The organism is Streptomyces sp. CBMA156, from assembly GCF_014596515.1.
Classification (GTDB): domain Bacteria; phylum Actinomycetota; class Actinomycetes; order Streptomycetales; family Streptomycetaceae; genus Kitasatospora.
Map to the genome: position 1 here is coordinate 1 of NZ_MSJQ01000231.1, position 19,525 is coordinate 19,525.

Below are 19,525 nucleotides of genomic sequence, written 5' to 3' on the forward strand. Positions count from 1 at the left end.
CGCCGGCGCCGGCCCGCCGCGAGCCCGCACCGGCCCGCGAGCCGCGCCCGCGCAGCCGCAACCGGATGTACATCCCGGGGCTCGGCTGCTTCAAGGGCTGCCTGATGGTGCTGCTGGTGCTGGCCCTGGCCGGGGCGGCGCTGTGGAACTTCACGCCGCTGCCCCACTACTGGGACAACGTCGTGGGCTGGTTCGATTCGGCGCGCGACTGGGTGGACAGCGTCGTCGGCAAGTAGCGCCGTCCGGGGCCGGGCCGGAGCCGACCGGGGCTCAGGACCGCCCCGGACGTCGATATTGACGCTTTGTCGACAATTCGTGGGATTTCTCGGCCGAGACTCCGGCCCCGGGCCCCTCGGGCGGCCCCCGCGGGGCCTCCGGGCGCGTAGGTTGGTCGCTGTTGTCCCGCCCCACCGAGCGCGCCGGACCCCCGGAGCGCTCCCGCGCCGCCCACGGAGCAGCATTGGCACGCAAGATCGGCAGCCGGTACACCGTCCACCAGGTGATCGGCCGGGGTTCGGCCGGGACGGTCTGGCTCGGTGAGGGGCCCGACGGCCCGGTGGCCGTCAAGCTGCTGCGCGAGGACCTTGCCGCCGACCAGGTGCTGGTCGGCCGCTTCGTCCAGGAGCGCACCGCGCTGACCAGCCTCGACCACCCCCGGGTGGTCGGCGTGCGCGACATGGTGGTGGACGGCAGCGACCTCGCCCTGGTGATGGAGCTGGTCCAGGGCACCGACCTGCGCTCCCGGCTGGAGCGGGACGGCGCGCTGCCGCCGCAGACCGCCGCCTCGGTCATCGCCGACGTCGCCGACGGCCTGGCCGCCGCGCACGCCGCCGGGATCGTCCACCGCGACGTCAAGCCGGAGAACGTCCTGCTCGACCTCGCCGCCGCCCCGGGACCGGGCGGCGCCCCGCGCGCCAAGCTCACCGACTTCGGCGTGGCCCGCCTGGTCGACGCCCCGCGCCGGACCAGGGCCACCCGGATCATCGGCACCCCCGACTACCTCGCCCCCGAGATCATCGAGGGCCTGGAGCCGCGCGCCGCCGTCGACATCTACGCCCTCGCCACCTTGCTGTACGAGCTGCTGGCCGGCTTCACCCCGTTCGGCGGCGGCCACACCGGCGCGGTGCTGCGCCGGCACGTCACCGAGCAGGTGCCGCCGATCCCCGGCCTCCCGGACGGTCTGTGGCGGATCATCTCCGAGTGCCTGGCCAAGGCCCCCGCCTCCCGGCTGCGCGCCGCCGAGCTGGCCGCCAGGCTGCGCGAGCAGCTGCCCTCGCTGGCCGGCCTGCCGGTGCTCGCCGTGCCCGGCCAGGGCCGCGCCCCGGCCGAGGAACAGCTGACCCCGGGCGAGGCCGTCTACGCCGAGATCGACGCCGCCCCCGGTGCCCACAAGCGGCGCCGCGGCCCGGCCGTCCCACTGGTGCCGGGCGTCGCCCCGGACTCCACCCGGGACACCCACACCAGCCTGCGCCGCCCGTCCGCCGACGAGCTGGCCGCGTACGCGGTCGAGTCCCGCGCCCAGCGCGCCACCCCCGGCCACCGCCGGGACCGCCAGGCCCTGCTGCGCCGCCGCCGGCTGCTGGCCGTCCTGCTGGCCACCGTGCTGCTGCTGGCGGGCGCCGCCGCGGCCTGGACGGCCTTCGCGGCCACCGCCCCCGACGAGGGGCACCCGGCCCGTCCCGCGGTGTCGGGCACGGCCTCGCGGGCGCCCTGAGGCCGGGGCCCGGCCAGGGTGTGACGGCGGCCGGGACTCCGGAGGAACCGGGGGTGTCGCCATGACCACTCCCGGAACCATTACCCTGGGGGCGTGGCAGCCGTCGATCCTTCCGAAGAGCTCAAGAACCTCGATACGACCATGGGGTCGATCGAGGCCGTCCTCGACCTGGACAAGATCCGGGCCGACATCGCGGTCCTGGAGGAGGAGGCAGCCGCCCCCACCCTGTGGGACGACGTCGCGAACGCGCAGAAGGTGACCAGCCGGCTCTCCTTCCTCCAGGGCGAACTGCGCCGGGTCGAGGGCCTGCGCAGCCGCATCGACGACCTGGGCGTGCTGTTCGAGCTCGCCGAGGCCGAGAACGACGCGGACACCCGCGTCGAGGCCGAGACCGAGCTCGTCGCCCTCCAGAAGGCGGTCGAGGAGCTGGAGGTCCGCACCCTCCTGTCCGGCGAGTACGACTCCCGCGAGGCGCTGATCAACATCCGCGCCGAGGCCGGTGGCGTGGACGCCGCCGACTTCGCCGAGCAGCTCATGCGCATGTACCTGCGCTGGGCCGAGCGGCACGGGTACCCCACCGAGGTGTACGACACGTCGTACGCCGAAGAGGCCGGCATCAAGTCGGCGACCTTCACCGTGAAGGCGCCGTACGCCTACGGCACCCTCTCGGTCGAGCAGGGCACCCACCGCCTGGTGCGCATCTCGCCGTTCGACAACCAGGGCCGCCGGCAGACCTCCTTCGCCGGTGTCGAGGTCCTCCCGGTCGTCGAGCAGTCCGACCACGTCGACATCGACGAGGGCGAGCTGCGGGTGGACGTCTACCGCGCCTCCGGCCCCGGCGGCCAGGGCGTCAACACCACCGACTCGGCGGTGCGCATCACGCACCTCCCGACCGGCATCGTGGTCTCCTGCCAGAACGAGCGCTCGCAGATCCAGAACAAGGCGTCCGCGATGAACGTCCTCCAGGCCAAGCTGCTGGAGCGGCGCCGCCAGGAGGAGAAGGCGGCGATGGACGCCCTCAAGGACAGCGGCAGCTCCTGGGGCAACCAGATGCGCTCCTACGTCCTGCACCCGTACCAGATGGTCAAGGACGTCCGCACCGCGTACGAGGCCGGCAACCCGCAGGCCGTGCTGGACGGGGACATCGACGGCTTCATCGAGGCCGGCATCCGCTGGCGCAAGCAGCGCGAGACCAGCGCCGAGTAGCACAGCGAGTAACAGCAGACACGACGAAGGCCCCCGACCGCAGCGGTCGGGGGCCTTCTCGTACGTCCGGGGAACTCAGGCCAGTGCCTGCCGCGCGATCAGCGCCACCGCGAGCAGCCCGGCCAGCAGGGCCAGCAGCACCGCGGGGGAGAGCGCGGCGAACGGCCCCTGCTGCTCCTGAATCCGTGCCCGGTTGGCCCGGCACACCGGGCAACGCCCGTCGCTGACGCGGCCGTTGCAGTTGGCGCACACCAGATGGTCGCAGGTCATGCGATCTCCTCCTCGCTGCTGTTGCCAACGCACCGGACGGGGCTTTGGTTCCATGGACTGCCCTGTACGGGGGAGCGGCCGGGCGCGGTCGCTCCCTCCACTCTGCCAGGTTCCGGCGGTTCCGGCTCCCGGGCTGTGAGATGCCTCGCAATATTCGGGGCATAAACGGACATTCTCTCCCATGGTCCGGTCGCTGTCGCGGGCGGTTCCTGCGGGCCGGTTGCCGATTCGCGTATGGTCCCAGTCCGGGAGCGGCCCTCTGCCCTCCTTTCGCCCGCCCGCGGACCGGGCCTCCGGGGCGGATCGAGCGAGGACTGGCGCCGCCTAGGATGGCCTCCGTGATGCAGCCGTGATCAGATTCGACAACGTCTCCAAGACCTATCCCAAGCAGAACCGTCCCGCCCTGGACAACGTCTCGCTGGAGATCGAGAAGGGTGAGTTCGTCTTCCTGGTCGGCTCGTCCGGCTCGGGGAAGTCCACCTTCCTCCGCCTGTGCCTGCGCGAGGAGCGGCCCAGCACGGGCGCGGTCCACGTGCTGGGCAAGGACCTCGGCAAGCTGTCCAACTGGAAGGTGCCGCACATGCGCCGCCAGCTGGGCACCGTCTTCCAGGACTTCCGCCTGCTGCCGAACAAGACGGTCGCGCAGAACGTCGCCTTCGCCCTGGAGGTGATCGGCAAGCCCAAGAGCGCCATCAACAAGGTGGTGCCCGAGGTGCTGGAGCTGGTCGGGCTGGGCGGCAAGGAGGACCGCATGCCGGGCGAGCTGTCCGGTGGTGAGCAGCAGCGCGTGGCGATCGCCCGTGCCTTCGTGAACCGTCCGATGCTGCTGATCGCGGACGAGCCGACCGGCAACCTCGACCCGCAGAACTCGGTCGGCATCATGAAGCTGCTCGACCGCATCAACCGCACCGGCACCACGGTGCTGATGGCCACCCACGACCAGGCCATCGTCGACCAGATGCGCAAGCGCGTCATCGAGCTCGACAAGGGGCTGCTGGTCCGCGACCAGGCCCGCGGCGTCTACGGATACCAGCACTGACCGACCAGCGCTGACCCGTGGGGCCGCCGGCCCGGACCGCCAGACCACGAGCAGTACCGACCCTGGAGTTGTTTCCCGCATGCGTGCCCAGTTCGTCCTGTCGGAGATCGGTGTGGGTCTCCGACGCAACCTGACCATGACCATCGCGGTCGTGGTCAGCGTCGCGCTCTCCCTCGCCCTCGCCGGTTCCTCGCTCCTGGTCCGCGACCAGGTGAACTCCATGAAGGGGTACTGGTACGACAAGGTCGAGGTGAGCATCTACTTCTGCACCAAGGCGGATGCCCGCAACTCGCCCCAGTGCGACAAGGGCGCGGCCACCGACCAGCAGGTCCAGGACATCAAGGACCAGCTGGACAAGATGACCTCGGTGGTCCAGTCGTCCACGTACGAGAGCTCGGCCGAGGCGTACAAGCACTGGAAGGAGATGAACCCGGACAACCCGCTCATCTCCGTCCTGGGCCCGGACGCCATGCCGCAGTCCTGGCGGGTCAAGCTCAACGACCCGACCAAGTACGACGTGATCCAGAGCGCCTTCGCCGGCAAGCCCGGCGTCAAGTCGGTCGAGGACCAGCGGAAGATCCTGGAGAACCTGTTCGGGCTGCTCAACGGCCTCCAGACGGCGGCCTTCGTGATCATGGTGCTGATGCTCTTCGTCGCCCTGCTGCTGATCGTCAACACCGTCCGGGTGTCGGCGTACAGCCGACGGCGTGAAACCGGCATCATGCGCCTGGTCGGTGCCTCGAACTTCTACGTCCAGATGCCGTTCATCGCCGAGGCGGCCTTCTCGGCGCTGCTCGGCGCCGCGATGGCCTCCGGGCTGCTGGTCGGCGGGCACTTCTTCGTCCAGAACTGGCTGGCCGACCGGGTGCAGTTCATCCACTTCATCGGGCTCGGCTCGGTGCTGGCGGTGATACCGCTGCTGATCGTGGTGGGCATGGGAATGGCCGGCGTCGCGGCGTTCTTCACGCTGCGCAAGTACCTCAAGGTCTGATTCGGGGACACCCCGACGGCCCCGGACGGCACTGCGCCGTCCGGGGCCGTCGGCGTTCCGCGGTCCACCGTTGCGGCCCGTCCCGCGCGGACCGGTGTCTACACTCCCGTGACATGCTGCAGAATCCGCGCAGGGCCCGCCAGGTGGCCGCTCTCAGCCTGGTGTTCGGCGCCGTGCTGCTGACCGGCGCGGCCACCGGTGCCTGGGGCGATCCGGGCGGTCCGCCGCACCGCCCCTCCGCCGACACCGCCCCGGCGGCCGCCGGCGGGCTCCCGGCGGACCCGGCCGGCGCCGCCCTGTCCGAGCAGCAGGCCGAGCACCTGCTCGCGGCCGGCGGCGACCGCTGGGGCGCGTACTACAGCGCCCAGGAGTACGCGGAGTTCAGCCAGGGCCTGGACGGCCGGTACCCGGGCGTCGGCCTCTCGGTCGGCCGGGGTGAGGACGGCGTCACCGAGGTCGCCCAGGTCGCGCCGGACGGCCCGGCCGCCACGGCCGGGATCGCCCCGGGCGACCGGCTGCTGCGGATCGGTCAGGACCAGGCGGACCGCCTGCCGGTGACCGAGGTGGTCGCGCGGCTGCGCGGCCAGGGCGACGAACGGCGGGCCGGCTCGGAGGTCACCCTGACCGTCCGGCGCGGCGGCGCCGAGGTGCGCGAACTGCGGCTGCGGCGCGTGCTGCTGGACAGCCGGCAGGTCACCGCGGAGCAGCTGGGCAAGGGCGTGCTGCGGGTGACCGTGCGCGGCTTCACCAGCGGCGTGGCCGACCAGGTGCGCGCCGCGCTGCGCGCCCCGCACGCCGGCGTGGTGCTCGATCTGCGCGGCAACTCCGGCGGGTTGGTGGACGAGGCGGCCGGTACCGCCGGGATCTTCCTGGACGGCGGAACCGTCGGCTCGTACCAGGAACGCGGCGAGACCAGGGAGTTGACCGCCCCGTCCGGCGGCGACCAGCGCACCCCGCTGGTGGTGCTGGTGGACGGCGGCACGATGAGTGCCGCCGAACTGCTGGCCGGCGCCCTCCAGGACCGCAGCCGCGCCGTGGTGGTGGGTTCGCGGACCTTCGGCAAGGGCACCGTCCAGCAGCCCAGCCGGCTCGCCGACGGCGCCGTGCTGGAGCTGACCGTCGGCCGCTACCACACCCCGGCCGGCCGCTCCCTGGACGGCACCGGCCTGACCCCCGACGTCCCGGCCGGTTCCGGCGAGGAGGCCGACGGGCTGGCCCTGCGGGTGCTGTCCGGGCTCGGCACCCGCGCCTAAAGGAGCTGCCCCGTCCGGCGTCGAAGTGCGAGAATGGCCGCGCTATGGCAAAGGAAACCGGACAGAAGCTGATCGCGCAGAACAAGAAGGCGCGACACGAGTACACGATCCTCGACACCTACGAGTGCGGCCTCGTCCTCACCGGCACCGAGGTCAAGTCGCTGCGTGAGGGGCGGGCCAACCTGGTCGACGGCTACGCCTACATCCAGAACCACGAGGCGTGGATCGACAACGTCTTCATCCCCGAGTACACCCAGGGGACGTGGACCAACCACGCGGCCCGGCGCAAGCGCAAGCTGCTGCTGCACAGGATGGAGATCCAGAAGATCGAGACCAAGGTCCGCGACGCGGGTCACACCCTGGTCCCGCTCTCGCTGTACTTCAAGGACGGCCGGGTGAAGCTCGAACTGGCGCTCGCGGTCGGCAAGAAGCTCTACGACAAGCGCCAGACGCTGCGGGAGAAGCAGGACACCCGCGAGACGGCCCGCGCGGTGGCGGCTGCCCGGCGCCGCCAGGGTTAATCCGCTGGACCCTCGCCCGTCGCCTCGCGTAGTATGGCCCAAGCAACACGGACGATCACCGTCCGAGCTGTTTCTCAAAAAAACATGGGGATGATCGGTTTCGACAGGGGATGTTGAAACAGGGGAAGCGAGCCGAGGAACGCGGCAATGATCTCGTAAACCACGTGTCGCAAAAAAATAATCGCCAACTCTAAGCGCGATTCCCAGCAGTTCGCTCTCGCTGCCTAATAAGCACCGATAGCGCTTGGGTGTCAGACCGGGGAGTTCCCGACCCGGACCCTGGCATAATCTAGGGAACTCAACCGTCCGCCCGGGCTGCGAGGGTGGATGGGAAATCAAACAGCAGCTGGGCCTGTTGGCGGCTTGTCCGTGTGACCGCCAGGGCCGAGAAAAGCACAGCGGACTGCGCTCGGAGAAGCCCTGAATTAACTCCACTGGACCCGGGTTCGATTCCCGGCATCTCCACCACCCCATGTTCATGTCGAAGGCCGTCCACCGCTCAGCGGAGGGCGGCCTTCGACTTTTGTCCGCTCCGGAGCAGCGCGGCCGGGGGGTCGCGGCGTAGGATCATCCGTCCGCTCGTTTTCCGGAGCCGGATTCCGCCGCTACCACCGAGGCCATGCAGAGCAACACGCCCACCACCCCCGCCACCGACCACGAGACCGTCCGCGCACGCGAGATCGCCGGTGAGCAGCAGCACCTCGACACCGTCTACCACCGGTTGGAGGAGAAGCTCGCCGAGGCCGAGTACATCCTGGAGGACGCCGCCAAGCGGGTCCAGGTCGGTACTCCCGGCGCGCTCGCCGAGCGGGACGCCCAGGTCTACCGGGCCGGCGCCCACCTCCAACGCCTGAACAACGAGTTCGAGGACTTCCTGTTCGGCCGGATCGACCTCCAACGGGCGGATGCCCCCGAGGAGCACGGCATCCCGTCGGACACCCCGCTCGACCGGGCCGACCCGGCCGTCGCCGAGACCCTGCACATCGGCCGCCTCGGCGTGCTGGACGCCGAGTACGGTCCGCTGGTGATCGACTGGCGCGCACCCGCCGCCGCGCCGTTCTACCGCGCCACCCCGGTCGAGCCAGGCCGGGTGATCCGCCGCCGGGTGATCCGTTCCAAGGGCCGCAAGGTGATCGGCGTCGAGGACGACCTGCTGCGTCCCGACCTCACCCCGACCCTGGACGGCGAGGAGCTGGCCGTGGTCGGCGACGGCGCGCTGATGGCCTCGCTGGGCCGCGCCCGCAGCCACTCGATGCGCGACATCGTCTCCTCCATCCAGCGGGAGCAGGACGAGGTGATCCGCGCCGCGGCCGCGGGCGCCACCCTGGTCACCGGCGGCCCCGGCACCGGCAAGACCGCGGTCGCCCTGCACCGCGCCGCCTACCTGCTCTACCAGGACCGCCGCCGCTACGCCGGGGGCATCCTGGTGGTCTCGCCGACCCCGCTGCTGGTCTCCTACACCGAGGGCGTGCTGCCCTCGCTCGGCGAGGAGGGCCAGGTCGCCATCCGGGCCGTCGGCTCGCTGGTGGACGGCATCGAGGCGGGCACCTACGACACCCCCGAGGCGGCCAGGGTCAAGGGCTCGGCCCGGATGGTGCAGCTGCTGCGCCGGGCCGCCCGGGCGGCACTGGAGCTGGGCGCCCCCCAGGAGCTGAAGGTGGTTGCCCGCGGCGAGGTGCTGAAGCTGGACGCCGGCCGGCTGAAGGCCGTGCGCGGCAACGTGGTGGGCTCCGGCGGCACTCCGCTGAACCTGCTGCGCCCGCGCGCCCGCCGGCTGCTGCTGGACGCCCTGTGGCAGCAGGCCACCAGGGACCTGCCGAAGCCCGCCGACCACTACGCCCGCGAGCAGCGCCAGGAGGAGAAGGAGTCCTTCGACGAGTACGTCTCGGACGAGGCCTCGTTCCTGGACTTCCTGGACGCCTGGTGGCCGGCCGTGACCCCGCGCCGGGTGCTCGGCACGCTGCGCCAGCACCGGCACACCAACCGGATCGCCCGCAGGGCCGTCGCCCCGGACGAGGCCAGGCTGCTGGCCGCCTCCTGGCGCCACCTGTCGGCGGCGGGCGAGGGCGCGCTGTCCGCGCACGACGTCGCGCTGATCGACGAGCTCCAGGTGCTGCTCGGCGAGCCGGCCCGCCCGAAGTTCCGCGAGGTGGACGCCGTGGACCTGCTGAGCGGCCTGGAGGAGGTCACCACCTTCGCCGACCGCAGCGCCCGCCGGCGCGACAGCCTGCCGGTCGAGCGCAAGGAGTACGCGCACGTCATCGTGGACGAGGCGCAGGACCTCACCCCGATGCAGTGGCGGATGATCGGCCGGCGGGCCCGGATGGCCACCTGGACGATCGTCGGGGACCCGGCACAGTCCTCCTGGCCGTTCCCGCAGGAGGCCCAGGGCGCGCTGGACGAGGTGCTCGCCGGCAAGCCGCGCCGCCGCTTCACGCTCACCGTGAACTACCGCAACCCGGCCGAGATCGCCGAGGTGGCGGCCAAGGTGCTGGCGCTGGCCGCACCGGGCACCCCCTCGCCGAGCGCGGTGCGCCACGTCGGCGTGGAGCCGCGCTTCGCGGCCGTCACCGACCCCTCGCCGGAGGCCTTCGGCGAGGCCGCCAGGGCCGAGCTGTCGCGGCTGCTGACCGAGGTGGACGGCACCGTGGCGATCGTGGTGCCGATGGACCGCAGGGCCGAGGCGGCGGGCTGGGCCGAGGGCCTGGGCGAGCGCGTGGTGGTGCTGGGCAGTCTGGAGGCCAAGGGCCTGGAGTACGACGCGACCGTGGTGGCCGACCCGACCGGCATCGCCGGCGAGTCGGAGGCGGGCCTGCGGGTGCTGTACGTGGCGCTGACCCGCGCGACCCAGCGGCTGACCGTGCTCTCCGGTCCGGACGACCTGCCGGACGCGGCCGGCGTGCCCGCGCTGCTGCACGGCTGACGGACCGCAGCACGAAGGCCCCTCACCGGTCGGTGAGGGGCCTTCAGACGTTGATGACACCGACCCGCCATGCTCGCCTCGCGGCAAGTGGTCCCTCGAAGGGACGAAGGTTGGGCCCGGGGGCTTGGATCGAGCCGGTGTCCCGTCCAATGTAACGCATCGGCCGGAGGAGGCAAGGAGTGAGCGGCGGGAGCCCGGCGGCGTTCGGGTGGGATTGTCGGATCCGCACACTCAATGAACGTTATTTCTGGCTACCCCTTGGAAGGTGCGACGATCGAGTCCTAGCATGCGCAGGCGATGCCTTCAACAAAATGTTGAGCCTGCGGGACAGACGGAAGAAGGAAGCGTCGATGGCGACGGTGCCCAGTGTCTCCAACTCGATCACGGTACGGCTGGAGGTCCCGGCCAGGGGCAACGCCGTCAGTGCGATCACCACGGCCGTGGAGTCCTCCGGCGGGTCGGTGACCGGTCTCGACGTCACCGCCTCCGGCCTGGAGGCGCTGCGGATCGACGTCACGGTGGCGGCCTCCTCGGTCGCGCACGGCGAGGAGATCGTCGAGAAGCTGCGCACGATCGACGGCGTGTCGATCGGCAAGGTCTCGGACCGCACCTTCCTGATGCACCTCGGCGGCAAGATCGAGATGTCCTCCAAGCTGCCGATCCGCAACCGTGACGACCTCAGCATGATCTACACCCCGGGCGTCGCCCGGGTCTGCATGGCGATCGCGGAGAACCCCGAGGACGCCCGCCGCCTGACCATCAAGCGCAACAGCGTGGCCGTCGTCACCGACGGCTCGGCGGTGCTGGGCCTGGGCAACATCGGCCCGGAGGCCGCGCTGCCGGTCATGGAGGGCAAGGCCGCCCTGTTCAAGCGCTTCGCCGGCATCGACGCCTGGCCGATCTGCCTGGACACCCAGGACTCCGACGAGATCGTCGCCATCGTCAAGGCGATCGCCCCCGGCTTCGCCGGGATCAACCTGGAGGACATCTCCGCGCCGCGCTGCTTCGAGATCGAGGCCCGGCTGCGCGAGGCCCTGGACATCCCGGTCTTCCACGACGACCAGCACGGTACCGCGATCGTGGTGCTGGCCGCCCTCACCAACGCGCTGAAGGTGGTCGGCAAGGAGATCGCCGACATCCGCGTGGTGATGTCGGGCGCCGGCGCGGCGGGCACCGCGATCCTCAAGCTGCTGATGGCCGCCGGCGTCGAGCACGCCACCGTGGCGGACGTCCACGGCGTGGTCCACCTGGGCCGCGGGGACCTCGACGACAGCCTGCGCTGGATCGCCGAGCACACCAACCGCTCGGGCCGCACCGGCACCCTCAAGGAGGCCGTGGCGGGTGCCGACGTCTTCATCGGCGTCTCGGCCCCGAACGTCCTGGACGGCGACGACCTGGCCACCATGGCGCCGGACGCGGTCGTCTTCGCGCTGGCCAACCCGGACCCGGAGGTCGACCCGGCCATCGCCCGGCAGACCGCCGCCGTGGTCGCCACCGGCCGCAGCGACTTCCCGAACCAGATCAACAACGTGTTGGTCTTCCCGGGTGTCTTCCGCGGCCTGCTGGACGCCCAGAGCCGTACGGTCAACACCGAGATGATGATCGCCGCCGCCCGGGCGCTGGCCACCACCGTGGCCGACGACGAGCTGAACGCCAACTACATCATCCCGAGCGTGTTCCACAAGGACGTGGCCAAGACCGTCGCCGCCGCCGTGCGCGAGGCGGCCCTGGCCGGTGCCCAGGAGGCCCCCGCACCGGCCCGTCCGACCCCGGGCATCGTCGGCACCCTCGACACGGCCGCTTTCCCCGTCGTCAAGCTCTGACGGAGGCATCGGGCGACCCGTCACGGATCGCTCAAATGTGCGAATAGCGGTCATACCCGCCCAGTCCCGCCCCGAACCCTTGCGACACAAGGGCGAGGGGCGTGTTTGGGCTTGTCAGTCCTAGGGCGTACCGTAGCTCTGCACGGGGCAGGCGTGTCCGACAAGTACGGAACGTCCCCCTGGTCTTCCGGCGTGTCGTCCCGACCGCCGCCCGCGCCCGGTCCGCCGGAGCCGACGGAGCGTCACACCTCCAACGGGCGGGCGATGTTGGGGTGGCTCGGCCGGGGCCCGATTGGCTTTCTCGGGGCCGGTCGGGGCAGGATTCGTATCCAGGCAGGCGGGCGGGCCTTCGACGGTTCCGGCGCACGGCACCGGGTGCGGATCCGGCCCGTGACCACGCATTGCCTGCATGAGCACAGTGTGCGGACCTGCGGCCCATCCGGGTGCCCCCCGGTGGGAGCACCGATGGGCCCCCGCACACCGCAAGCGAACAGACCACAGGAGTACACATGAACCGCAGTGAGCTGGTGGCCGCGCTGTCCGAGCGCGCCGAGGTGACCCGCAAGGACGCCGACGCCGTTCTGGCCGCCTTCGCCGAGATCGTCGGCGAGGTCGTCGCCAAGGGCGACGAGAAGGTCACCATCCCCGGTTTCCTGACCTTCGAGCGCACCCACCGCGCTGCCCGCACCGCCCGCAACCCGCAGACCGGCGAGCCGATCCAGATCGCCGCGGGCTACAGCGCCAAGGTGAGCGCCGGCTCCAAGCTGAAGGAAGCCGCCAAGGGCGCTGCCTGAGCCACCCCTTGAACGCCCGAGAGGCCGGGCTCCCCGCTGGGGAGCCCGGCCTCTCGGGCGTTCCGGTGACCCGGCCCGTCAGGCGTCGACCAGCTGCTCGCTCGGCAGCTCGACGTGGGCGCCGAGGTCGCGCAGCTTGTCCATGAAGTTCTCGTAGCCGCGGTTGATCAGGTCGATGCCGTGCACGGTCGAGGTGCCCTCGGCCGCCAGCGCCGCGATCAGGTACGAGAAGCCGCCGCGCAGGTCCGGGATGACCAGCTCGGAGCCGATCAGCTTGGACGGGCCCGAGACGACCGCGGAGTGCAGGAAGTTGCGGGCGCCGAAGCGGCACGGGGTGGCGCCCAGGCACTCGCGGTACAGCTGGATGTGCGCGCCCATCTGGTTCAGCGCGCCGGTGAAGCCCAGCCGCGACTCGTACACCGTCTCGTGGACGATGGACAGGCCGGTGGCCTGGGTCAGGGCGACCACCAGCGGCTGCTGCCAGTCGGTCTGGAAGCCCGGGTGCACGTCGGTCTCCAGGGCGATCGCCTTGAGCTCGCCGCCCGGGTGCCAGAAGCGGATGCCCTCGTCGTCCACCTCGAAGGCGCCGCCGACCTTCCTGAAGGTGTTGAGGAAGGTCATCATCTCCAGCTGGCGGGCGCCGCGGACGTAGATGTCGCCCTTGGTGGCGAGCGCCGCGCAGGCCCAGGAGGCGGTCTCCAGGCGGTCCGGCAGCGCGCGGTGGTTGTAGCCGTTCAGCTCGTCCACACCGGTGATCAGGATGGTCCGGTCGGTGCCCAGCGTGATGATCGCGCCCATCTTCTGCAGCACGCAGATCAGGTCGACGATCTCCGGCTCGATGGCCGCGTTGCGCAGCTCGGTCACGCCCTCGGCCAGGACGGCCGTGAGCAGCACCTGCTCGGTCGCGCCGACCGAGGGGTAGGGCAGCTCGATCTTGGTGCCGCGCAGGCGCTGCGCGGCGACCAGGTAGGTGCCCTGCGGGTGCTTCTCGATGCTGGCGCCGAACTGGCGCAGCACCTCGAAGTGGAAGTCGACCGGGCGGCCGCCGATGTCGCAGCCGCCCAGGCCGGGGATGAAGGCGTGGCCGAGGCGGTGCAGCAGCGGGCCGCAGAACAGGATCGGGATCCGCGAGGAGCCGGCGTGCGCGTCGATGTCGGCCACGTTGGCGCTCTCGACGTGCGAGGGGTCGAGGATCAGCTCGCCCTCCTCGTCACCGGTGCGCACGGTCACGCCGTGCAGCTGAAGCAGGCCGCGGACCACCTTGACGTCACGGATGTCCGGGACGTTGCGCAGTCTGCTGGGGCCCTGGCCGAGGAGGGCGGCGACCATGGCCTTGGGAACCAGGTTCTTCGCTCCGCGGACGCGGATCTCGCCTTCGAGGGGGTTTCCGCCGTGGACCAGCAGGACGTCGTCGGTCATCGTTCTCGCAATCCGGGGTGCCAGAGGAGTCGGGGGGAGGGCTCCGGGAGAGAGCCGGTGGTGGACCGGTCGTACGGGCGCGTTCGGGCCCCCGGCGAAACCGAGTCGGCACCGTAGAGAGGCGTCCACCAGACGTAGATGGTAGTAGGCGCGCCGTTGGTTCCCGTGAGCCTCTCCCGTGATGGTGCTCTCTCCGGGCCCGTAGGCGCCCGCCGGTGCGGCCGTACGGGTGTTCGTCCGGCGTGGCGGGTTTCCGGGCGTTGCGGTGTCCGAGCGGTGCCGTTCTGCGGGATCATGTGGGCATGACGGCGGCCCATTCGCACGGAGGCCGGTCCCACACCGGCCGTCTGATCGTCGCGACGCCCATGCTCACCGACCCGAACTTCGCGCGGGCGGTGGTGCTGCTCCTCGACCACGACGCCGAGGGGGCGCTCGGCGTGGTCCTCAACCGGCCGACGCCGGTCGAGGTGGGCAGTGTGCTGGACGGCTGGAACAGACTCGTCGGCCGGCCGGCCGTGGTGTTCCAGGGCGGCCCGGTGGCGCTGGACTCGGCGCTCGGCCTCGCCGTGGCGCCGGGGGAGCCGGGCACCGCCGAGCCGCTCGGCTGGCGCCGGGTGCACGGCGCGATCGGCCTGGTGGACCTGGAGGCGCCGCCCGAGGTGATGGCCGGCGAGCTGGGCAGCCTGCGGATCTTCGCCGGGTACGCGGGCTGGTCGCCCGGGCAGCTGGAGACGGAGCTGGAGAGCGGCGCCTGGTACCTGGTGGACTGCGAGCCGGGGGACGTCTCCAGCCCCGAGCCGGAGCGGCTGTGGCGCTCGGTGCTGCGCCGCCAGCGCGGGCCGCTGGCCCTGCTGGCGACCTATCCGGAGGACCCGACGATGAACTGAGCCGGGGGCCCGGCGGCGCGATACTGGCCGGGTTTCCGGAGGCGCCCATAGACTTGGCACCCATGAGCACTCTTGAGCCCGAGCGCGGCCTCGGCACCGGCACCCTGGTCGAGCCCGTCCCCCAGGTGTCCCACGGCGACGGCGACCACGAGCGCTTCGCGCACTACGTCCAGAAGGACAAGATCATGGAGAGCGCGCTCTCCGGGTCCCCCGTGGTGGCGCTCTGCGGCAAGGTGTGGGTGCCGGGACGCGACCCGAAGAAGTACCCGGTCTGCCCGATGTGCAAGGAGATCTACGACGGCATCGGCAAGCCGAAGGACGGCGACGGGGAGAACAAGTAGTCCGAGGGGCTCCGCGGCGTCACGCACAACGCCGTTTTGCATAGCACTGCTTTTCGAGGGTGGTCTATGCCGATCGTTCGGGGCGTGGGCAGGATGTCGGAATGGACCTCATTCCCGCACCCTCCAGTGCCGTCCGGCGCCCGGACGAGGACTTCCCGCTCGACGCCGCCACCACGCTGACCGCCTCCCCCGCGCTGGCCGACGCCGAGCGCTGGCTGCGGGCCACCCTGTCCGCCGCCACCGGGCTGCCGCTCGGCCCGGGCCGTCCGGGTGAGGGAATCGAGCTGGTCCTGGACGACGCGCTGGCCGCCGAGGCGTACCGGCTCACGGTGCGCCCCGGCCACGTCCTGCTCGCCGCGGGAGGCCCGGCCGGTGCGGTGTGGGGCGCGCAGACCCTGCGGCAGCTGCTCGGGCCGGACGCCTACCGCCGCTCGCCGCTGCGCCGCGAGGGCTGGGTGCTGCCCGGCGCCGACATCGAGGACGCCCCCCGGTTCGGCTGGCGCGGGGTGCTGCTCGACGTCGCCCGGCACTTCCTGCCCAAGTCGGACGTGCTGCGCTTCGTCGACCTGCTGGCCGCGCACAAGCTCAACGTGCTGCACCTGCACCTGACCGACGACCAGGGCTGGCGGCTGGAGATCAGGCGCTATCCGAGGCTGACCGGGCGCGGTGCCTGGCGGGAGCGCTCGATGGTCGGTTACCGGGCCGCCCAGCGCCGTGACGACCGCCCGCACGGCGGCTACTACACCCAGGACGACCTGCGCGAGATCGTCGCCTACGCGGCCGCGCGCGGGATCACCGTCGTCCCGGAGATCGACCTGCCGGGCCACACCCAGGCCGCCGTCGCCGCCTACCCCGAGCTGGGCAACTCCGACGTGGTGGACACCGCCGCGCTCGGGGTCTGGACCGACTGGGGGGTGAGCCACAACGTGCTCAACGCCTCCGAGGCGACCCTGCGCTTCTTCGAGGGTGTGCTGGAGGAGGTCCTGGAGCTGTTCCCGTCCGAGTTCATCCACCTCGGCGGCGACGAGTGCCCCAAGGAGCAGTGGAAGGACAGCGTGGCCGCCCAGGAGCGGATCCGCGAGCTGGGCCTGGCCAACGAGGACGAGCTGCAGAGCCACCTCATCCGGCACTTCGACCGCTGGCTGGCCGAGCGCGGCCGCCGGCTGATCGGCTGGGACGAGATCCTGGAGGGCGGGCTCGCCCCGGGCGCCGCCGTCGCCTCCTGGCGCGGCTTCGGCGGCGGGGTCGCCGCCGCGAAGGCCGGGCACGACGTGGTGATGTGCCCCGAGCAGCACGTCTACTTCGACCACCGGCAGGCGGACGGGCCGGACGAGCCGATCCCGATCGGTTTCGTGCGCACCCTGGAGGACGTCTACCGGTTCGAGCCGGTCCCCGGGCAGCTGGACGAGTCCGCCGCCCGGCACGTGATCGGCACCCAGGCCAACCTGTGGAGCGAGTTCACGGACAGCGCCAGGGACATCGATTATCGGGCCTTCCCCCGGCTGGTGGCCTTCGCCGAGGTCGCCTGGTCCGAGCTGCCCACCGAGCCGGCCGCGCGCGACTTCGCCGGGTTCGAGCAGCGGCTGACGACGCACCTGAAGGCGCTGGACGCGCTCGGCGTCGAGTACCGCCCGGCCGACGGGCCGCACCCCTGGCAGCGCCGGCCCGGGGTGGTCGGCCGTCCGCTGGAGGGCCCGCCGCCGGTCCGTTAGTCCTACTCACCGGGAACTTCTGAGCGGTCATCCGACGTCAAGAAGAGATGAACATCTGCCCTGGCCCGGACCGGGTCGGGGCAGATACCGCCCGGTATCAGTCCCAATCGGGCAGCCCCGTTCACCGGCCCCGAAGTGATCATCGAGCATTGTGTGCCAGAGTTGCCCAACCCGGCCCGATCGCCCGTACCCTACGGGCCAGGCCGGGCTGCTGACGCAGGACGGCACGGCCGTAGGCCGGCGGGCGGCAGGCGATCGATGAGCAAGTGGAGCACGGTGGGACCCAGGTGAACCGGACGATCATGCTGCCGGCCTCCCTCGATGAGGCCGTCGACGCGCTGGCCGCCGCCCCGGCCGCGGTACCGGTGGCCGGAGCCACCGACCTGATGGAGGCCGTCAACGCCGGCCGGCTGCGACCCGCCGCCCTGGTCGGCCTCGGCCGGATCACCGAACTGCGCGGCTGGCGCTACGAGGACGGCGGCACCGCCGTCCTCGGCGCCGGACTCACCCACGCCCGGATGGACCGCCCCGACTTCGCGGCGCTCATCCCCGCGCTCGCCGACGCCGCCCGCACCGCGGGACCGCCGCAGGTCCGCAACGTCGGCACCCTCGGCGGGAACATCGTCACCGCCGCCCCGGCCGGCGACACCCTCCCGGTGCTCACCGCGCTGGAGGCCAGCGTCACCCTGACCAGAGCCGGCGGCAGCCGCGAGGTGCCGGTCAGTCACCTGCTCACCGGACTCGACCCGGTGCGCCCCGGCGAACTGCTCACCTGGGTGCGGGTCCCGCTGCTGCACGCCCCGCAGGTCTTCCTCAAGGCCACCGGCCGCAGCGGCCCGGCCCGCGCCACCGCCTCCGTCGCCCTCGTCCTCGACCCGGCCCGGCGCTCGGTGCGCTGCGCCGTCGGAGCCGTCGCACCGGTGCCGCTGCGCCCGCTGGAGGCCGAGGCCTGGGTGGCCGGCTGCATCGACTGGGACGGCAGCCGGGAGATCGACCCGGCCGCGACCGTGGCCTTCGGCGAGTACGCGGCCGCCGCCTGCGTCCCCGACAACTACGGCGCCGAGGGCGCCTGGGAGGCCGTGACCGAGGGGCCGACCGCGGCCGCCGTTCGGCTGCGGCGTACCGTATCGGTGCTGGCCCGACGGGCACTGGGAAGGGCGCTGAAGTGAGCACAGACCCCATCGAGACCCTCGACGCCGACCCGCTCGGCCTCTCCCCGCAGGTCAGCCGCGAGCTGCGCCCGTGCGCCTCGTACACGCTGCGGGTCAACGGTTTCGAACGGCCCGTCACCGACGCCTGGATCGGCGAGAGCCTGCTCTACGTGCTGCGCGAGCGGCTCGGCCTGGCCGGCGCCAAGGACGGCTGCGAGCAGGGCGAGTGCGGGGCCTGCTCGGTGCAGGTGGACGGCCAGCTGGTGGCCGGCTGCCTGGTGCCCGCCGCGCTGGCCGCGGACAGCGAGATCAGCACCGTCGAGGGCCTGTCGGCCGCCAGCGGCGCGAGCGGCGTCCAGCAGGCGCTGGCCGCCTCCGGCGCCGTGCAGTGCGGCTACTGCACCCCCGGCATGGCGATGGCCGTGCACGACCTGCTCCAGCGCAACCACCGGCCCACCGAGGTCGAGGCCCGCCAGGCGCTCTGCGGCAACCTCTGCCGCTGCACCGGCTACCGGGGCGTGCTGGCCGCCGTCCAGACCGTCGCGGACGCCCGCGCGCTGGAGGCGGAGGAGGCCGCCGAAGCGGCCGAGGTGTCCGCCGGAACGGCCGCCGAAGGGCGGGCGGACGGGCCCGCCGAGCCGGACCAGCCCGTCGAACCGCCGGTCTACACCGACGCCGAGGCCTGGATCGAGCACGTCCCGCAGCAGTCCGCCGGGCCCCACCCGGACGCGCACGCCACCGGCCCCCGGCACGTCGGACAGCACCCCGCCGGAGCCCAGGGCGTCGAGCAGACCCCGGCCGCGCCGCCGTACGGCGACCCCCAGGGCGGCTACGACACCGGCGTGTACGACACCACCGTGCTGGCCCCGATCCGGGACGCCATCCCCGCCCAGGCCGCCGACGACCAGGTGTACTACCCGCCGCAGGGCTACCCCGAACAGCCGTACCAGGCCACCCCCGCGCACGGCACCTACCTGCCCTACCCGGACGGCCACCAGCAGCAGAACGGCTACGACACCGGGTACGACGCCCCGGTCTACGAGCCCACCCCCGCGCACGGCACCCCGCTGCCCGGCACCGCCCACGACGGCACGCCGCCGCACGGCACCCCGTACGCCGCCCCGCACCCGCACGGTGCCCCGGCCGAGGGCGGCGCCCCGGCCGGCGTCCCGTACGGGGCCACCCCCGCCCACGGCATCCGGCTCCCCGAGGACGACCACGCATCATGACGTCGCCTACCGACATCGGCGCAGCACTCCAGCAGGACGGCGGCGAGGGCGGCACGCCGGAGCCGACCGGCCTGGGCAGCTCCCCGCTGCGCAGTGACGCGCTGCCCAAGGCGCTCGGCATCTACCCGTACGCCGCCGACCTGTGGGCCGAGGGGCTGCTGTGGGGCGCGGTGCTGCGCTCGCCGCACCCGCACGCGCGGATCCGCGGCATCGACACCTCGGCCGCGCTGGCGCTGCCCGGCGTGCACGCCG

The 19,525-nt window shown here is 72.3% G+C and carries 16 protein-coding genes, 1 other RNA gene and 2 pseudogenes; 17 read left to right on the forward strand and 2 right to left on the reverse strand.

The window, feature by feature from the left end:
* From BU198_RS19130 to prfB, 3 genes and pseudogenes are all read left to right on the forward strand, one after another.
* Window positions 1–236 (forward strand): annotated as a pseudogene (locus BU198_RS19130) (serine/threonine protein kinase); the annotation flags it as partial.
* Window positions 237–460: 224 nt separating this feature from the next.
* A complete protein-coding gene (locus BU198_RS19135) occupies window positions 461–1,714 on the forward strand; it encodes a serine/threonine-protein kinase (RefSeq protein ID WP_188298090.1) in 1,254 nt (417 codons plus the stop codon).
* A gap of 93 nt (window positions 1,715–1,807) precedes the next feature.
* The gene (gene prfB, locus BU198_RS19140; RefSeq protein WP_188298091.1) at window positions 1,808–2,920 is read left to right on the forward strand and encodes a peptide chain release factor 2; all 1,113 of its coding nucleotides are present in this window, start codon (window positions 1,808–1,810) and stop codon (window positions 2,918–2,920) included.
* Window positions 2,921–2,995: 75 nt separating this feature from the next.
* Here prfB and BU198_RS19145 read toward each other — a convergent pair whose 3' ends face one another.
* Complete coding sequence (locus tag BU198_RS19145; RefSeq protein WP_188298092.1) at window positions 2,996–3,190, reverse strand: hypothetical protein; 195 nt, start codon at window positions 3,188–3,190, stop codon at window positions 2,996–2,998.
* 349 nt (window positions 3,191–3,539) lie between these two features.
* Here BU198_RS19145 and ftsE point away from each other — a divergent pair, with 349 nt between their 5' ends.
* The 8 genes from ftsE (at window position 3,540) to BU198_RS19185 (ending at window position 12,534) form a co-directional block, all read left to right on the forward strand.
* A complete protein-coding gene (ftsE, locus tag BU198_RS19150; protein ID WP_030059730.1) occupies window positions 3,540–4,229 on the forward strand; it encodes a cell division ATP-binding protein FtsE in 690 nt (229 codons plus the stop codon).
* A gap of 79 nt (window positions 4,230–4,308) precedes the next feature.
* Window positions 4,309–5,220: a permease-like cell division protein FtsX gene (ftsX, locus tag BU198_RS19155; RefSeq protein ID WP_188298093.1), complete on the forward strand. Its 912-nt coding sequence runs from the start codon at window positions 4,309–4,311 to the stop codon at window positions 5,218–5,220.
* Window positions 5,221–5,333: 113 nt separating this feature from the next.
* Window positions 5,334–6,473 carry a S41 family peptidase gene (locus tag BU198_RS19160; protein ID WP_188298094.1) on the forward strand — a complete coding sequence of 380 codons (1,140 nt, stop codon included), beginning with the start codon at window positions 5,334–5,336 and terminating at the stop codon, window positions 6,471–6,473.
* Between the two features lie 44 nt (window positions 6,474–6,517).
* Entirely contained in the window at window positions 6,518–6,994 is a 477-nt protein-coding gene (gene smpB, locus BU198_RS19165; protein WP_188298095.1) for an SsrA-binding protein SmpB, read from the forward strand.
* Between the two features lie 86 nt (window positions 6,995–7,080).
* Window positions 7,081–7,462, forward strand: a transfer-messenger RNA (tmRNA) gene (ssrA, locus tag BU198_RS19170).
* 151 nt (window positions 7,463–7,613) lie between these two features.
* Entirely contained in the window at window positions 7,614–9,917 is a 2,304-nt protein-coding gene (locus BU198_RS19175) for a HelD family protein (protein ID WP_188298096.1), read from the forward strand.
* Between the two features lie 350 nt (window positions 9,918–10,267).
* Window positions 10,268–11,740, forward strand: coding sequence for an NAD-dependent malic enzyme (locus tag BU198_RS19180; RefSeq protein WP_188298097.1), 1,473 nt, complete (start codon window positions 10,268–10,270; stop codon window positions 11,738–11,740).
* A gap of 509 nt (window positions 11,741–12,249) precedes the next feature.
* Window positions 12,250–12,534, forward strand: a complete 285-nt coding sequence (locus BU198_RS19185) for an HU family DNA-binding protein (protein WP_030242980.1) — start codon at window positions 12,250–12,252, stop codon at window positions 12,532–12,534.
* A gap of 78 nt (window positions 12,535–12,612) precedes the next feature.
* Here the strand turns inward: BU198_RS19185 and murA are convergent, their stop codons facing one another.
* A complete protein-coding gene (gene murA, locus BU198_RS19190; protein WP_188298098.1) occupies window positions 12,613–13,953 on the reverse strand; it encodes a UDP-N-acetylglucosamine 1-carboxyvinyltransferase in 1,341 nt (446 codons plus the stop codon).
* A gap of 302 nt (window positions 13,954–14,255) precedes the next feature.
* Between murA and BU198_RS19195 the strand changes: the two genes are divergently transcribed.
* The 6 genes and pseudogenes from BU198_RS19195 to BU198_RS19215 all read left to right on the forward strand — a co-directional run.
* Window positions 14,256–14,840, forward strand: a complete 585-nt coding sequence (locus tag BU198_RS19195) for a YqgE/AlgH family protein (RefSeq protein ID WP_188298099.1) — start codon at window positions 14,256–14,258, stop codon at window positions 14,838–14,840.
* A 62-nt stretch (window positions 14,841–14,902) separates the two neighbouring features.
* On the forward strand, window positions 14,903–15,181 hold the full coding sequence (locus BU198_RS19200; protein ID WP_188298100.1) for a DUF3039 domain-containing protein: 279 nt from the start codon (window positions 14,903–14,905) through the stop codon (window positions 15,179–15,181).
* A 101-nt stretch (window positions 15,182–15,282) separates the two neighbouring features.
* On the forward strand, window positions 15,283–16,893 hold the full coding sequence (locus tag BU198_RS19205) for a beta-N-acetylhexosaminidase (RefSeq protein ID WP_188298101.1): 1,611 nt from the start codon (window positions 15,283–15,285) through the stop codon (window positions 16,891–16,893).
* Window positions 16,894–17,195: 302 nt separating this feature from the next.
* A complete protein-coding gene (locus BU198_RS42275) occupies window positions 17,196–18,062 on the forward strand; it encodes an FAD binding domain-containing protein (protein WP_223244628.1) in 867 nt (288 codons plus the stop codon).
* Entirely contained in the window at window positions 18,059–19,273 is a 1,215-nt protein-coding gene (locus tag BU198_RS44265) for a 2Fe-2S iron-sulfur cluster-binding protein (RefSeq protein WP_411293211.1), read from the forward strand. The genes BU198_RS42275 and BU198_RS44265 overlap by 4 nt, the downstream gene beginning before the upstream one ends.
* A pseudogene (locus BU198_RS19215) lies at window positions 19,270–19,525 on the forward strand (oxidoreductase); the annotation flags it as partial. The gene BU198_RS44265 and the pseudogene BU198_RS19215, both read left to right, overlap by 4 nt.

What these genes read in the sequence shown, in the direction of transcription:
- BU198_RS19180 (WP_188298097.1), top strand. Translation starts at nt 10,268, where the DNA reads ATGGCGACGGTGCCCAGTGTCTCCAACTCGATCACGGTACGGCTGGAG.
- murA (WP_188298098.1), bottom strand. Translation starts at nt 13,953, where the DNA reads ATGACCGACGACGTCCTGCTGGTCCACGGCGGAAACCCCCTCGAAGGC.
- BU198_RS19185 (WP_030242980.1), top strand. Translation starts at nt 12,250, where the DNA reads ATGAACCGCAGTGAGCTGGTGGCCGCGCTGTCCGAGCGCGCCGAGGTG.
- BU198_RS19195 (WP_188298099.1), top strand. Translation starts at nt 14,256, where the DNA reads ATGACGGCGGCCCATTCGCACGGAGGCCGGTCCCACACCGGCCGTCTG.
- BU198_RS19205 (WP_188298101.1), top strand. Translation starts at nt 15,283, where the DNA reads ATGGACCTCATTCCCGCACCCTCCAGTGCCGTCCGGCGCCCGGACGAG.
- smpB (WP_188298095.1), top strand. Translation starts at nt 6,518, where the DNA reads ATGGCAAAGGAAACCGGACAGAAGCTGATCGCGCAGAACAAGAAGGCG.
- ftsX (WP_188298093.1), top strand. Translation starts at nt 4,309, where the DNA reads ATGCGTGCCCAGTTCGTCCTGTCGGAGATCGGTGTGGGTCTCCGACGC.
- BU198_RS42275 (WP_223244628.1), top strand. Translation starts at nt 17,196, where the DNA reads ATGCTGCCGGCCTCCCTCGATGAGGCCGTCGACGCGCTGGCCGCCGCC.
- BU198_RS19175 (WP_188298096.1), top strand. Translation starts at nt 7,614, where the DNA reads ATGCAGAGCAACACGCCCACCACCCCCGCCACCGACCACGAGACCGTC.
- BU198_RS19160 (WP_188298094.1), top strand. Translation starts at nt 5,334, where the DNA reads ATGCTGCAGAATCCGCGCAGGGCCCGCCAGGTGGCCGCTCTCAGCCTG.
- BU198_RS19200 (WP_188298100.1), top strand. Translation starts at nt 14,903, where the DNA reads ATGAGCACTCTTGAGCCCGAGCGCGGCCTCGGCACCGGCACCCTGGTC.
- BU198_RS19145 (WP_188298092.1), bottom strand. Translation starts at nt 3,190, where the DNA reads ATGACCTGCGACCATCTGGTGTGCGCCAACTGCAACGGCCGCGTCAGC.